We start from the raw sequence: 13,501 nt of genomic DNA on the forward strand, positions 1-13,501 counted from the left end.
GGGGAGGGGCAACCGGCGCGCCGCGGGGAGGGCAACCGGCGCGCCGCGGCGAGAACCAACCCGCCCGCCGCGGGCGGGGCAGGCGCCGTCAGGCGCGGCCGGTCGGCCCGCCAGGACCCGACAGGGGCGCGATCTCGTCGCGCCAGCCCTCGGCATCCTCCTCCGGATAGCGCAGGGAGAGATGCGCACCTAGCAGGCTCACCGCGCGCACGGTCATGGCAAAGCGACGCACGCCAAGACGCGGCAAGGTCAGGTCCAGCACATCCCCGGCCATCAGCCCCGGCACGCCGCGCAGCATGGCCCCGCCAACCGACACGTCGCGCAGCTCGGCATGGTGGATCTGCGTCCCGACGACGACGGTGCAGGGCTCGTCCACCGGAACGCGGGCCGACCCGCGCCGGTCCCCAAGACCGGCCGCGATCTTGGCCTCGGCGGTGGGGTCGAGATCGAGATCCTCGGGGCCGTGCATCCCATGGCCCGCCGGCATGATGAACTGGGGCATCTAGCCCTCCGCGATTTTGACGACCAAAGGCCTACCAGAAGTTGTGTCCGGGATGCCAGCCTCGCGCGAAACCTATGGCGACAGAAATCAATTTTCGCTTAATTGGTGAGGGAGGGACGGCCGAGCCGTGCCGGCGCCCCTCCCCCGCCCGCCGTCACTGCGCCAGCGCCGCGCTCCACGGGCTCATCGCATCCGTGATGCCCTGCCGCGTGCCGTCCGGCGCGATGCGGATCAGGTTCGGGCAGGCGAAGTTCACCGGCATCACCGCGTGCTCCACCTCGGTCACCGCCGAATCCTTCGCCAGCGCGGCGATGGTCTCGGCACCCAGGCGCCGGTCGGCCGTGACGCCTTCCGCCGCCGAGACGTCGAGCCGCGGATGATGCGCGGCCGCCTCCGGTGCCATGCCGAAATCGGCGACGTAGGAGAGCATCTGGAACACCGCCGCCATGATCCGCCGCCCGCCCGAGGCGCCCGCGGCGATACTGGGCACCCCCGCCTCGGCCGCGATCACCGGGCACATGTTGGTCAGCGGCCGCTTGCCGGGTGCGAGCGCGTTCTTCGCCTCCGGCCGCGGGTCGAACCACATGATGCCGTTGTTCATCAGCACGCCCGATCGCGGCAGCACGACGCGGCTGCCCATCGACGACAGCAGCGTCGTCGTCATCGCCACCATCATCCCGTCCTTGTCGCAGACGGTCAGGTGGGTGGTGCAGGATTCGGCCGCTTTGGGCTCGGCATCGCCCAGCCCGGCGAGCCGCTCCGCATAGGCCGCGCGCATCACCCGGGCGAGTTGCGCATACCAGGCGGCCGAGGGCGCGCCGCCGGAGAAATCCGCATCCCGCATGCCGTCGAGGACGCGCAGCAGCGTCGGCGCCGCGGTCAGCCCGTTCGCCAGGAACAGGCGCTTGCCGCGCCATTCGGCCTCGAGCGCCGGCTTGGCCACCGCCTTGCAGCCCATCAGGTCGGCGGCGTTGATCGGCGAGCCCATCTCCCGGAAGTCGGCAAGCAGTTCGCCCGCCACCTCCCCTTCATAGAAGTCGGCCAGCCCCGCCTGGGCGAGCCGCTCGATCGTCTCGGCAAGCCGGCCCTGGCGGAAGAATCCGGGCGAGCCCTGGTAGGGCGGCACGGGCGGCAGGCCGTTGGGAAGGTAGATGCGCGCGCTTTCGGCATACAGCCGCAGCACCGAGGCGCTGTTGGCGACCTTCAGCGTCGTGAACCAGTCCTGCGACAGGCCGCGCTTCGCGAGCGCGACCGCCGGGGCCAGCACGACCGACAGCGGGAGCTTCCCATGCCGGCGGTGCAGTTCCGCATAGCCCGCGACGGCCGAGGGGATGGCGAAGGAGAGCGGGCCATGGACGTTGCGGTCCTCGAACACCTCGGGCCAGGTGAACAGGTCGTCCTTCATCTTCCCCGTCATCGGGAAGGCGGCGGGGTCGAGCGCATGGGGGGAGACCGGGCCGAAATCGAGCGTGGTCGGCGCCACACCCCCGCCCGCGATCTGCGCGAAGCCGATGCCGCCGAGGCCCGAGTTCCAGGGCTCGACCACGGCCAGCGCGAAGGCGGTCGCGACCGCGGCGTCGGCCGCGCTGCCGCCTTCCTCGAGAATCGCGATCCCCGCTTCCGCCGCGTCCCGGGCCTGGGAGGCGACCATGCCCCGCCGGCCGGTGGCACCTGGCTTCGTCACCTGCCAGTGCTGCGTGACATGCGGGGGCGGCGTCCAGGCCATGGGGGCGTTCCTTCCTTGCGTATGCTGGGGAGGGTCGCGCCGTGGCCGGCGCGCGGCAAGACCCTGGCCGCCGCGTTTGCCCCGGGGCGGCTTTGCGCCTAGGAAGCGGCCCCGATTTGCGCCCCGGGAAGGGCGCCAGCGTCCAGGAGACAGGAATCATGGCCGGAACGAAGGGGCTCGCCGTCGCGCCCGTGCTCAAGGCCTTCATCGAGGCCGAGGCCCTGCCCGGCACCGGCGTGGAGCCCGCCCGCTTCTGGGAGGCGATGGAGCGCATCCTGCGCGAGCTCGCCCCCGCCAATGCGGCGCTGCTGGCCAGGCGCGACGCGCTGCAGGCAAAGATCGACGCCTGGCACCGGGCCCATCCGGCGAAGCCCGTGGACCTCGCAGCGTACACCGCCTTCCTGGCGGAGATCGGCTACCTCCTGCCCGAGCCGGCCGAGGTGAAGGTCGGCACGACGGATGTGGATGCCGAGATCGCCTCCATGGCCGGCCCGCAGCTCGTCGTGCCCGTCTCCAACGCCCGCTACGCGCTGAACGCGGCGAACGCCCGCTGGGGCTCGCTGTATGACGCGCTGTACGGCACGGACGCGATCCCGCAGGACGGCCGGAAGGTGAAGGGCTACGACCCGACCCGCGGCGCGCAGGTGATCGCGCGCGCCCGCGCCGTGCTCGACCGCGCCGTGCCTTTGGCCACCGGAAGCCATGCGGATGCGACCGGCTACCAGCTCGAAGCCGGCGCGCTGGAAGTGACGATGAAGGACGGCGCGAAGGTCGGGCTCGCCCGGCCCGGCCAGTGCGTGGGCTTCCTGGGCGACGCCCATGCGCCGACCTCGCTGCTGTTCGTCAACAACGGCCTGCACCTGGAAGTGAAGTTCGACCGCGCCCATCCGATCGGCAAGACCGACGCGGCCGGCATCTGCGACGTGGCGCTGGAAGCGGCCCTGACGACCATCCAGGATTGCGAGGATTCCGTCGCCGCGGTGGATGCCGAGGACAAGGTCGGCGTCTATCGCAACTGGCTCGGCCTGATGAAGGGCGACCTGACGGCCGAGTTCGAGAAGGACGGCAAGGTCCTGGTCCGGCAGCTCGCCGCGGACCGCATCTTCCAGAAACCCTCTGGCGGCGCCATGACGCTGCACGGGCGGTCCGTGATGCTGGTGCGCAACGTCGGCCACCACATGATGACCGATGCGGTGACGCTCGACGGCGCCGAGGTGCCGGAGACGATCCTGGACGCGCTCTGCACCTCGGCCATCGCGCTGCACGACATCCGCGGCAAGCGGCTGAACTCGCGCGCCGGCAGCGTCTACATCGTGAAGCCCAAGATGCACGGGCCGGAGGAAGTGGCCTGGGCGGACACGCTGTTCTCCCGCGTGGAGGACGCGCTCGGCCTCAAGCGCGCCACGCTCAAGATGGGCATCATGGACGAGGAGCGGCGCACCACCGTCAACCTCAAGGCCTGCATCGCGGCGGCGAAGGACCGGGTGGTGTTCATCAACACCGGCTTCCTCGACCGCACGGGGGATGAGATCCATACCTCGATGGAAGCCGGCGCCGTCGTGCGCAAGAACGACATGAAGGCGCTGGCCTGGATCAAGGCCTATGAGGACTGGAACGTCGATGTCGGCCTGATGTGCGGCCTGCGCGGCCGCGCGCAGATCGGCAAGGGCATGTGGGCGATGCCCGACATGATGGCCGCGATGCTGGAGCAGAAGGTGGGCCACCCGAAGGCGGGTGCCAACACGGCCTGGGTGCCGTCGCCGACCGCGGCGACGCTGCACGCGCTGCACTATCACGAGGTCGACGTCGCGGCGCGGCAGGACGAACTCGCCAAGGGCGGGCGCCGCGCGAAGCTCGACGACATCCTGACCGTGCCGCTGGCGCGGGAGACCAACTGGTCGCCCGCCGACGTGCAGGCGGAGCTCGACAACAACGCGCAGGGCATCCTCGGCTACGTGGTGCGCTGGGTGGACCAGGGCGTCGGCTGCTCCAAGGTGCCGGACATCAACGATGTCGGGCTGATGGAGGATCGCGCCACGCTGCGCATCTCCTCCCAGCACATCGCCAACTGGCTGCGCCACGGCATCGTGACGCGGGACCAGGTGATGGAGACGATGAAGCGCATGGCCGCCGTCGTGGACCGGCAGAATGCCGGCGACGCGGCCTACCGCCCGATGGCGCCGGGCTTCGACGGGCCGGCCTTCCAGGCGGCCTGCGACCTGGTGTTCGAAGGCGCGGCGCAGCCGAACGGGTACACCGAGTTCGTGCTGACGCGGCGGCGGCGGGAAGCCAAGGCGGCGTGACCGGAGGGGCGCCGCCCCTCCGGACCTCCCCGCCGAGGGCCGAAAGGCCCTCGGAACCCAATTCTCAAGGGAGCATTGAACGATGACGGATGCGCTGCCCGACCGGCTCTCGATCGATCCCGCCAGCCCCTACTTCAACGAGGAACTGCTCGCGCGCGGGATCGGCATCCGCTTCAAGGGGCAGGAAAAGACCAACGTCGAGGAATACTGCGTCTCGGAAGGCTGGATCCGCGTCACCGTCGGCAAGACGCTCGACCGCCGCGGACGGCCGCTGACGATGAAGCTGACCGGCCAGGTCGAACCCTACCTGCGCGACGAACCGCCTCAGGCCTGATCGAGCCAGCGCGCGATCCGCGCCCGCGCGTCATACGGCGCGGACGGGCCGATGAAGGCGCTGAAGTCGGGGATGGTGGCGATCTCGGCGTCACTCACCGTCATCGCGACCAGGAAGGTCTTGGGCGTGGTCAACGTCCATTGCAGGCCGCCACCACCCATCGGGTACTGCGCGCTCGGCGCCGCATCGGAATCGTGGTCCTGGACCGGGACCACCTTCACGATCCGGTCCGGCCCCTTCTCGGTGACGGAGGCAAGGGCCAGCTGCTGCATCCGCTCGACATGCGTCGCCCCGTATTCCGCGCGCATCACATCCGCCACATGCGGGCGCGCCGCGTCATCGGCGGCCGTATCCGCCGGCAGGCCGAGCCGCCCGCCCGAACGCAGCGTCGTGCCGCTGAACTTGAAGTCCGCCGGCGTCAGACGGTCCTTCAGCACCAGCACCGCCCAGCCCTGCGCCAGGCGCCCGGCGCCGAAGCCCAGGCTGCGCTCCACGTCGCGCGCGCAGCGCGCGCCGACGAAGCGGTTCTTCGTGATGTCGCCGCGGCGCGTCACCATCGCGCCGAGCGTCATGTGCGTCAGGCCCGGCATCGCCGCGCGCCCGCTCAGCCCACGGCCGCGCGCTTCGCCCCGCCGCGCGCGGCGAGCCAGCGCTCCATCCGCGCCAGCGCCTCGTCCAGCAGCGCGTCGCCCTTGCAGAAGGCGAAGCGGGCGTAGTGGTTCGGCGCGTCCTCGCTGGCGTAGAAGGCCGTCACCGGGATCGCGGTGACCTTCGCCTCCTCGGTCAGCGTGCGGCAGAAGGACACGTCGTCCCCGTTCCAGCCGAGCGGCCGGACATCGGTGGTGATGAAGTAGGTCCCCTTCGTCTCCAGCACGCCGAAGCCGAGCCGCGCGAGCCCCGCGCCGAGCCTGTCCCGCTTCTGCTGGAGATGCGCCGACAGCCCCTCGAAATACGCGTCGTCCTTCACCAGCCCGACGGCGACGCCGCGCTGCAGGTTGGGCGGCGTGGTGAAGGTCAGGTTCTGGTGCGCCTTGGCGACGTTGGGCGCGAGCGAGCGGTCGCAGCTGATGTAGCCCACCTTCCAGCCGGTGAGGCTGAAGGTCTTGCCCGCGCTGCCCACGCGCATGCAGCGCTCGCGCATCCCCGGCAGGGTCATCAGCGGGATATGCCGCGCGCCGTCGAAGGTCAGGTGCTCATACACCTCGTCGCAGATGGCGTAGCAGTCGTGGCGCTGGATCAGCTCCCCGATGAAGGCGAGTTCGTCGGCCGTGAAGACCTTGCCCGTCGGGTTCATCGGCGTGTTGAACAGCACCGCCTTGGTCTTCGGCCCGAAGGCCGCGGCGAGTTCCGCGCGCGGCAATTCCCAGTGCGGCGGCGACAGGCGCACCAGCCTCGGCACGGCGCCGAGCAGCTTCACGACCGGGAGATAGGTGTCGTAGAGCGGCTCGATCAGCACGCATTCGTCGCCGGGGTTCAGCACGGCCATGAGGCAGGCGGTGATCGCCTCCGTGGCGCCGGAGGTGACGACGACCTCGGCGTTCGGGTCGATCGTAAGCCCGTAGAAGCGCGCATTGTGCGCCGCGACGGCCTGGCGCAATTCCGGCACGCCCGTCATCGGCGGGTACTGGTTGCGCCCGTCGAGCAACGCGTCGGCGGCGGCGCGGACCACGTCCTCGGGCCCGTCATAGTCGGGGAAGCCCTGGCCGAGGTTGATCGCCTGGTGCTGGTTCGCCAGCGCCGACATGACGGTGAAGATCGTGGTGCCGGTGGCGGAAAGAAGGGCGTTCTGCGGGCGCATCAGACGGGCGCTTCATCCTGTGGAGGGTCGCGGGTCCCGGGTTATGGGGCTGGTCGCGGGGGGCGGCAACCGGGCGGGCAGGCCAAGCCCTGTTTTTGTGCAACTCGCCCGTGAAATCGGCACGGGCCTGCCTGCGCGCGTGATTTTCCGGGGGCGCCTCGGATTGCTGCGCCGGCATGGCGCGTGCAATACCCCGGGCGCGCCCGGCCTCGCCGGGTCGCGCGCCAGGATCAGGGTCAACAACGAACCGGGCAGCAATACCGGGAGGAAGGCCAAGGCGCCGGATGGTGCCGCGGCCGCTGGACAGGAGCCGATGAAGAAGATCGAGGCCATCATCAAGCCCTTCAAGCTCGACGAGGTGAAGGACGCGCTGCACGAGATCGGGCTTCAGGGCCTGACCGTGGTCGAGGCCAAGGGATTCGGCCGGCAGAAGGGCCATACGGAACTCTATCGCGGCGCCGAATACGTCGTGGACTTCCTGCCGAAGGTGAAGATCGAGGTGATCTGCGGCGACGACATGCTCGACCGCGCGGTCGAGGCGATCCAGGCCGCGGCGCGCACGGGCCGCATCGGGGACGGCAAGATCTTCGTCTCCGACATCCAGGAGGTGATCCGCATCCGCACCGGCGAGCGCGGCGAGGACGCGGTCTAGGTCGGAAGGTTTCGCCGCCCCCTCCCCGGCGGGGGTGCGGCGCGGGGTCCGGACGCGGCGCTTGCGCCTGCCGGGCCCGAAGCGGGGGTTGGGGTCCGAACGGGCCCCGGCCCCGGCGCCGGGGCAGCGCAGCGGAGCACCGAAGCCGCGGCGCGCGCGACAGGGTTCGGGGATTTCGCAGTCAGGGAACAGGACCGCACATCATGGCCAAGAAGCCCGCCGCCGCTGGTGGCAGCTCCGCCGTCTCCAAGGTCATGGAGATGATCAAGGAGCACAGCGTCGAATACGTGGACTTCCGCTTCACCGACCCGCGCGGCAAGTGGCAGCACACCGCCCAGCATGTCTCGACGATCGAGCCTGAGATCTTCGAGGAAGGGATCATGTTCGACGGCTCCTCGATCGCCGGCTGGAAGGCGATCAACGAGTCCGACATGATCCTCATGCCGGATGCCGAGACGGCGACGATGGATCCGTTCTCGGCGAAGCCGCAGCTGATCCTCTTCTGCGACATCTACGAGCCCTCGACCGGCCAGCGCTACAACCGCGACCCGCGCTCGACGGCGAAGAAGGCCGAGGAATACCTGAAGTCGACCGGCATCGGCGACACCGCCTTCTTCGGCCCCGAGGCCGAGTTCTTCATCTTCGACAACGTGAAGTTCGGCACGGGCGGCACCTACGGCATCTACCAGCTCGACAGCATCGAGGGCCCGCAGGCCAGCCTGAAGGACTATCCGGAAGGCAACATGGGCCACCGCCCCGGCGTGAAGGGCGGCTACTTCCCCGTCCCGCCCGTGGACAGCGAGCAGGATCTCCGCGCCGAGATGCTCTCGACCATGGGGGAGATGGGCGTCGTGATCGAGAAGCACCACCATGAGGTGGCGCAGTCGCAGCACGAGCTCGGCATGAAGTTCGGCACGCTCGTGAAGATGGCCGACCACCTGCAGATCTATAAGTACTGCATCCACAACGTGGCGCATTCCTACGGGAAGTCCGCGACGTTCATGCCGAAGCCGGTCTACGGCGACAACGGCTCGGGCATGCATGTGCACCAGTCGATCTGGAAGGGCGGCAAGCCGGTCTTCGCGGGCAACGGCTATGCCGACCTGTCCGAGACGGCGCTGTACTACATCGGCGGCATCATCAAGCACGCGAAGGCGCTCAACGCCTTCACGAACCCGCTGACCAACTCCTACAAGCGCCTGATCCCGGGCTTCGAGGCGCCGGTGCTGCTCGCCTACTCGGCGCGCAACCGCTCGGCCTCCTGCCGCATCCCCTATGCGACGAACCCGAAGGCCAAGCGCGTCGAGGTCCGCTTCCCGGATCCGGGCGCGAACCCCTACCTCGCCTTCTCGGCGATGCTCATGGCCGGCCTCGATGGCATCAAGAACAAGATCCATCCCGGCGACGCCATGGACAAGGACCTCTACGACCTGCCGCCGGAGGAGCTGAAGGGCATCCCGACGGTGTGCGGCTCGCTGCGCGAGGCGCTGCAGGCGCTCGCCGCCGACCACGAGTTCCTGCTCGCCGGCGACGTCTTCTCGAAGGACCAGATCGAGTCCTACATCGAGCTGAAGTGGAGCGAGGTGTACCGCTTCGAGCACACCCCGCACCCGGTCGAGTTCGAGATGTACTACTCGGTCTGATCCCCTTCGGATCGGACGGAAACGGGGGGCCTCGCGCATCGCGCGGGGCCCTTCGCCGTTTCAGGCCGCCCGGCGCGTCACCCGCCGGAAGGCATCGACGAAGCGGTCCACATCCTCCTCGTCGTTGTACACATGCGGGCTGATGCGCAGCCGCCCCAGCCGCGGCGCTGCGTAGGCGCGCAGCGCCGCGAGCCTCTCCGGCAGGTCCGCCGCCATCCCGCCGGGGAAGGCAACGCAGAGGATGTGCGGCGCGCGCAGGTCCCGCCGGGGCAGGATCGCGCCGGCGGCGGCAAGCCCCGCTTCCAGCCGCTCGTTCAGCATGGCGCAGCGCGCCGCGATCGCCGCCTGGCCCCAGCCGGCCATCATCTCCATGCCCACCGCCGCCATCTCCAGCCCGATGAAGTGGTCGCGCTCCCCCATGTCGAAGCGCCGCGCCGTCGGCGCATAGGCGAGGTCGGCGAAATAGGGCGAGCGTTCCGCGGAGACGGCGCGGCGGCCGAAGGGCGTCTGCTCCAGCGGGATGCCGTCCTGCCGCCGCTTCGCGATGTACATGAAGGCGCGCCCGTAGGGCCCGAGCACCCATTTGTAGGTGGGGAAGATCAGGAAGTCCGGGTCGATCGCGGCGACGTCGATCGGCATGACGCCCGCCGCATGGGTGGCATCGACCAGCAGCGCCGCGCCCGCCGCGCGCAGCAGGGGCGCGATGCGCAGGAGATCGACGACGCCGCCATCGGCCCAATGGACCGAGGAGATCGACGCGAGCGAGACCGGCGGCGCGCCCTGCCGGGCGATGGCGGCTTCCACCGCCGCGGTCCAGTCGCCATCCGCCGGCCGCGCGACGGTCTCGACCGTGAAGCCCTGCGCCGGCGCCCGCGCCATCCATTCGAGGACGGGCGATGCGTGGTCCTCCTCGAGCACCAGCACGCGCGATCCGGCGGGGGGCACGAAAATTTTACCCGCCACCGCGACGCCGTAGGAGACGGACGGAATCAGGGCGACATTTTCAGCTGACACTCCGAGCAGTAAACCCGCCGCGCGGCGGGCGCGTTCATGTTGCACGGCCGCGAGCGCGGGATCGACTTCCCAGGGCCTGCCCTTGCGCGCGACGCCGGCATGTCCCGCCGCCTGGACGGCGAGGGGCAGCGGGCTCCAGGCCGCGGCATTCAGCCACGCAACGTCGCGCGGAATGTCGAACAGGGCACGTTGGCAGGGCAGCATGGCGGGCCTCCTCACGGGTGACCGGCACAGCCTAGGCCCGCCGCCGAGGGATCGCGAAGGGCCTCCCGGGTGTCAGCGATCGTTGACACGACCGGGCCGCGGCACGCCGGATCGCCCCGCCGCCGCACGCGTTAACGATCAGATAGGACTTTCGCCTCTCGTTAACCGAAACAGGTGCATCAGTCCGCCATCCGAACGTTCCGGGCCAGACGCGACCAGGTGGTCGCCGGAATCCCGAAACGGCGGGCGACGTAAAGACGTGAAGAAGGAAAACGAAATGCCCAACACCTCCGCGACCTCCGCAGAGACGCGCGCCCAGGCTGCCGCCGCAGCGCAGGAATTCGATGGCCAGGCCGGTGCGGCCATCCACCGGCAGCGCCGGAGCCTCGGGCTCACGGCCACGGAAGTGGCTCGGCGCGTGGGCATCACCCAGCGCCAGATGTCACGGCTCGAGCTGGGCATCGAGCCCCTCAACCTCCGCCTGGCCATTGCGCTGGGCGCCGCGCTCGGCATGGGGCCGGCCTGGTTCCTCGGGCTCGAGGCCGCGCGCATGCCCGAAGCCCTCGGCATCACTCTCGATGACGCGCATGAGAACTGGGCACACAACCTGACCCTGAACCTCGCCCGCGCCGCCGGCACGTCCCGGGAACACTGACAGACCGCCGGCACGCCAAGGCGCGCGCCGGGCTCGGGGACGAACACGCGGGGGTCCTGGGGAAGGGACCACCCGCCGCCCCGCGCGCCGCGGCCGGCATGGCCGCCGCGGCGCACCGACCATCAACCTGCCACGCCGGTTCCGCGCGCACCCATACGCCGCGCGCGGGACGCTCACAGGTCGCTCGACCATCCCGCCGCGACGGCCCCGATGACCGAAGCGCGGCACGACCACCGGTCTCCGTCCGACGATGCCCGACTGTGCGGATGCGCCGATCCCTGAACATCCGACCCTCGCACCGCTTCCGTAACGTCCTGATAGCCCGCCGCGGGGGAACGAGTCTTGATCGGGCGCAAACGGCCGGCACGCGGGAAGCCCCCGGCCATCAGGGGCCGCCGCCGCCCGCCCCGCGCGTCAGGCGTCCAGCGCCTCCGCCTCCAGGCTCGCCGCATTCTCCTGGATGAAGCGGAAGCGCAGTTCCGGCTTGCGGCCCATCAGCGCCTCCACCAGGTCGGAGGTCCGCGCCCGGTCCTCCGCCGGCAGCACGACGCGCAGCAGCGTCCGCCGGCGCGGATCCATGGTGGTTTCCTTCAGCGAGGATGGCGGCATCTCGCCCAGGCCCTTGAAGCGGCTGACCTCGACCTTCTGGTTCGCCTTGAAGCGCGCCTTCAGCACCCGCTCCCGGTCCGCATCGTCCATCGCATAGACCGACACGCCGCCCGCCTGCAGGCGATAGAGCGGCGGCTGGGCGAGGAAGACGCGTTCCTGCCGCACCAGTTCCGGCAGTTCCTTGTAGAAGAAGGTCATCAGCAGCGCGGCGATATGCGCGCCGTCGACATCGGCGTCGGTCATGATCACCACGCGCCCGTAGCGCAGCCGCGCGAGGTCGAAGCGGTCGCCGACGCCGCAGCCCAGCGCCTCGATCAGGTCCTTCAGCTCCTGGTTCTGCCGCAGCTTCTCGGTGCTCGCACTCGCCACGTTCAGGATCTTGCCCCGCAGCGGCAGCACCGCCTGGGTCTCCCGGTCGCGCGCCTGCTTGGCCGAGCCGCCGGCCGAATCGCCTTCCACCAGGAACAGCTCGGTGCCCTCGGCGCTCTCGCGCGCGCAATCGGCGAGCTTGCCTGGCAGGCGCAGCTTGCGCGTCGCCGATTTGCGCGGCGTGTCCTTCTCCGCGCGGCGGCGCATCCGCTCCTCCGCCCGCTCGATCGCGAAGGCGAGGAGGTTGTCCGCCCGCGCCGGATCACCCGCGAGCCAATGGTCGAAATGGTCGCGCAGCGCGCCCTCGACCAGGCGCGCCGCCTCGGGGCTGGTCAGCCGGTCCTTGGTCTGGCCCTGGAATTGCGGTTCCCGCACGAAGACCGAGAGCATGCCGGCGAGCCCGCCGAACAGGTCCTCCGCGGTGACGTTGGCGGCGCGCTTTTCCTTCTTAAGCTCGCCATAGGCGCGCAGGCCCTTCACCAGCGCGGCGCGGAAGCCCGCTTCATGCGTGCCGCCCTGCGGCGTCGGGATGGTGTTGGCGTAGGTGTTGAGGAAGCCGTCCCCGCGCTCCACCCAGGTCGCCGCCCATTCGACGCGGCCCGCGCCCTCGGGGAAGTCGGATTCGCCCGCCCAGGGGGCGGGCACGACGGTCGCCTGGCCCTCGATGGCGGCGGCGAGGAAGTCAGACAGCCCGCCGGGGAAATGCAGCACCGCCTGCGCCGGCGTCTCGTCCTGGATCAGCGACGGGTCGCAGGACCAGCGGATCTCGACGCCGCGGAACAGGTACGCCTTGGAGCGGCACAGCCGGTACAGCCGCGCCGGGCGGAAGGCGAGCGTGCCGAAGATCTCGGGGTCGGGCTTGAAGCGGATCAGCGTGCCGCGCCGGTTCTGCACCGGGCCGGCATTCTTGAGCTTCGTGACCGGCTTGCCGCGCTCATAGGCCTGGGTGTGCAGCACGCGGTCGCGCGCCACCTCCACCTCCAGCCGCTCGGCCAGCGCATTGACGACGGAGGAGCCGACGCCGTGCAGCCCGCCCGAGGTCTCATAGGCCTTGCCCGAGAACTTTCCGCCCGAATGCAGCGTGGTGAGGATGACCTCGAGCGCCGAGAGTTTTGGAAACTTCGGATGCGGGTCGATGGGGATGCCGCGCCCGTTGTCACGGACGGAGATCCAGTTGCCCGGCTCGAGGATCACCTCGATATGGTCGGCATGGCCGGCCACCGCCTCGTCCATGGCGTTGTCGAGGACCTCGGCGGCGAGGTGATGCAGCGCGTTCTCGTCGGTGCCGCCGATATACATGCCGGGGCGCCGGCGGACGGGCTCCAGCCCTTCCAGCACCTCGATGTCCTTGGCGGAATACTCGCCCTGCCCGGCGGCGCCCTTCCGCGCACCGCCCCGGCCGAACAGATCGTTCATGTCTTGTTCCCCTATGGGCGGCGAGAATAGAGGCGCCCGGCCAGGGAAACAACGCGGGGGGCGAGTCGGGGTCCCGGCCAGCCGAAGGCCGGCGCGGCCGGCCGGGGGTTGCGCCCCGCGCGCGGCCGCCCGCCGTCAGGTCGCGAGTTCGAACCCGCTTTCCGCCGCCTGGGTGGCCAGCGTGATGCTCTCGGCGAAATTGTCGCGCCGGGCGATGTTGGTGGCGGCGAGGCGCCGGACCTCGCCATCCCCCGCGCCCGCGGCGCCAGCGCCGCC

The 13,501-nt window shown here is 70.4% G+C and carries 11 protein-coding genes; 5 read left to right on the plus strand and 6 right to left on the minus strand.

Features of this window, described 5'->3' with window-relative positions:
* Positions 1 to 88: 88 nt before the first annotated feature.
* Together HW577_RS11155 and HW577_RS11160 are read right to left on the minus strand one after the other, a co-directional pair.
* The gene (locus HW577_RS11155) at positions 89 to 502 is read right to left on the minus strand and encodes a PilZ domain-containing protein (protein WP_198376211.1); all 414 of its coding nucleotides are present in this window, start codon (positions 500 to 502) and stop codon (positions 89 to 91) included.
* 154 nt (positions 503 to 656) lie between these two features.
* A complete protein-coding gene (locus HW577_RS11160) occupies positions 657 to 2,228 on the minus strand; it encodes a gamma-glutamyltransferase (protein WP_198376212.1) in 1,572 nt (523 codons plus the stop codon).
* Between the two features lie 158 nt (positions 2,229 to 2,386).
* Between HW577_RS11160 and HW577_RS11165 the strand changes: the two genes are divergently transcribed.
* On the plus strand, positions 2,387 to 4,531 hold the full coding sequence (locus HW577_RS11165) for a malate synthase G (protein ID WP_198376213.1): 2,145 nt from the start codon (positions 2,387 to 2,389) through the stop codon (positions 4,529 to 4,531).
* Between the two features lie 82 nt (positions 4,532 to 4,613).
* On the plus strand, positions 4,614 to 4,865 hold the full coding sequence (locus HW577_RS11170; protein WP_198376214.1) for a DUF3297 family protein: 252 nt from the start codon (positions 4,614 to 4,616) through the stop codon (positions 4,863 to 4,865).
* Here the strand turns inward: HW577_RS11170 and HW577_RS11175 are convergent.
* Both HW577_RS11175 and HW577_RS11180 read right to left on the minus strand, forming a co-directional pair.
* Complete coding sequence (locus HW577_RS11175) at positions 4,856 to 5,455, minus strand: hypothetical protein (protein ID WP_198376215.1); 600 nt, start codon at positions 5,453 to 5,455, stop codon at positions 4,856 to 4,858. The genes HW577_RS11170 and HW577_RS11175 overlap by 10 nt on opposite strands.
* A gap of 14 nt (positions 5,456 to 5,469) precedes the next feature.
* Positions 5,470 to 6,663: an aminotransferase gene (locus HW577_RS11180; RefSeq protein ID WP_198376216.1), complete on the minus strand. Its 1,194-nt coding sequence runs from the start codon at positions 6,661 to 6,663 to the stop codon at positions 5,470 to 5,472.
* 313 nt (positions 6,664 to 6,976) lie between these two features.
* Between HW577_RS11180 and HW577_RS11185 the strand changes: the two genes are divergently transcribed.
* A complete protein-coding gene (locus HW577_RS11185) occupies positions 6,977 to 7,315 on the plus strand; it encodes a P-II family nitrogen regulator (RefSeq protein ID WP_198376222.1) in 339 nt (112 codons plus the stop codon).
* A 203-nt stretch (positions 7,316 to 7,518) separates the two neighbouring features.
* The gene (gene glnA, locus HW577_RS11190) at positions 7,519 to 8,958 is read left to right on the plus strand and encodes a type I glutamate--ammonia ligase (RefSeq protein ID WP_198376217.1); all 1,440 of its coding nucleotides are present in this window, start codon (positions 7,519 to 7,521) and stop codon (positions 8,956 to 8,958) included.
* A gap of 60 nt (positions 8,959 to 9,018) precedes the next feature.
* On the opposite strand, the gene HW577_RS11195 is transcribed toward glnA, so the two are convergent.
* Positions 9,019 to 10,176, minus strand: a complete 1,158-nt coding sequence (locus HW577_RS11195) for an aminotransferase class V-fold PLP-dependent enzyme (protein WP_198376218.1) — start codon at positions 10,174 to 10,176, stop codon at positions 9,019 to 9,021.
* A gap of 277 nt (positions 10,177 to 10,453) precedes the next feature.
* Between HW577_RS11195 and HW577_RS11200 the strand changes: the two genes are divergently transcribed.
* Complete coding sequence (locus HW577_RS11200) at positions 10,454 to 10,831, plus strand: helix-turn-helix domain-containing protein (protein WP_198376219.1); 378 nt, start codon at positions 10,454 to 10,456, stop codon at positions 10,829 to 10,831.
* 414 nt (positions 10,832 to 11,245) lie between these two features.
* Here HW577_RS11200 and parE read toward each other — a convergent pair whose 3' ends face one another.
* Complete coding sequence (parE, locus tag HW577_RS11205) at positions 11,246 to 13,225, minus strand: DNA topoisomerase IV subunit B (protein ID WP_198376220.1); 1,980 nt, start codon at positions 13,223 to 13,225, stop codon at positions 11,246 to 11,248.
* Positions 13,226 to 13,501 lie beyond the last annotated feature (276 nt).

This window comes from Neoroseomonas rubea (assembly GCF_016106015.1).
GTDB classification, from domain to species: Bacteria; Pseudomonadota; Alphaproteobacteria; order Acetobacterales; family Acetobacteraceae; genus Neoroseomonas; species Neoroseomonas rubea.

Coding starts and splice junctions, on each gene's coding strand:
- HW577_RS11155 (WP_198376211.1), bottom strand. CDS start 502: ATGCCCCAGTTCATCATGCCGGCGGGCCATGGGATGCACGGCCCCGAG.
- HW577_RS11160 (WP_198376212.1), bottom strand. CDS start 2,228: ATGGCCTGGACGCCGCCCCCGCATGTCACGCAGCACTGGCAGGTGACG.
- HW577_RS11165 (WP_198376213.1), top strand. CDS start 2,387: ATGGCCGGAACGAAGGGGCTCGCCGTCGCGCCCGTGCTCAAGGCCTTC.
- HW577_RS11170 (WP_198376214.1), top strand. CDS start 4,614: ATGACGGATGCGCTGCCCGACCGGCTCTCGATCGATCCCGCCAGCCCC.
- HW577_RS11175 (WP_198376215.1), bottom strand. CDS start 5,455: ATGCCGGGCCTGACGCACATGACGCTCGGCGCGATGGTGACGCGCCGC.
- HW577_RS11180 (WP_198376216.1), bottom strand. CDS start 6,663: ATGCGCCCGCAGAACGCCCTTCTTTCCGCCACCGGCACCACGATCTTC.
- HW577_RS11185 (WP_198376222.1), top strand. CDS start 6,977: ATGAAGAAGATCGAGGCCATCATCAAGCCCTTCAAGCTCGACGAGGTG.
- glnA (WP_198376217.1), top strand. CDS start 7,519: ATGGCCAAGAAGCCCGCCGCCGCTGGTGGCAGCTCCGCCGTCTCCAAG.
- HW577_RS11195 (WP_198376218.1), bottom strand. CDS start 10,176: ATGCTGCCCTGCCAACGTGCCCTGTTCGACATTCCGCGCGACGTTGCG.
- HW577_RS11200 (WP_198376219.1), top strand. CDS start 10,454: ATGCCCAACACCTCCGCGACCTCCGCAGAGACGCGCGCCCAGGCTGCC.
- parE (WP_198376220.1), bottom strand. CDS start 13,225: ATGAACGATCTGTTCGGCCGGGGCGGTGCGCGGAAGGGCGCCGCCGGG.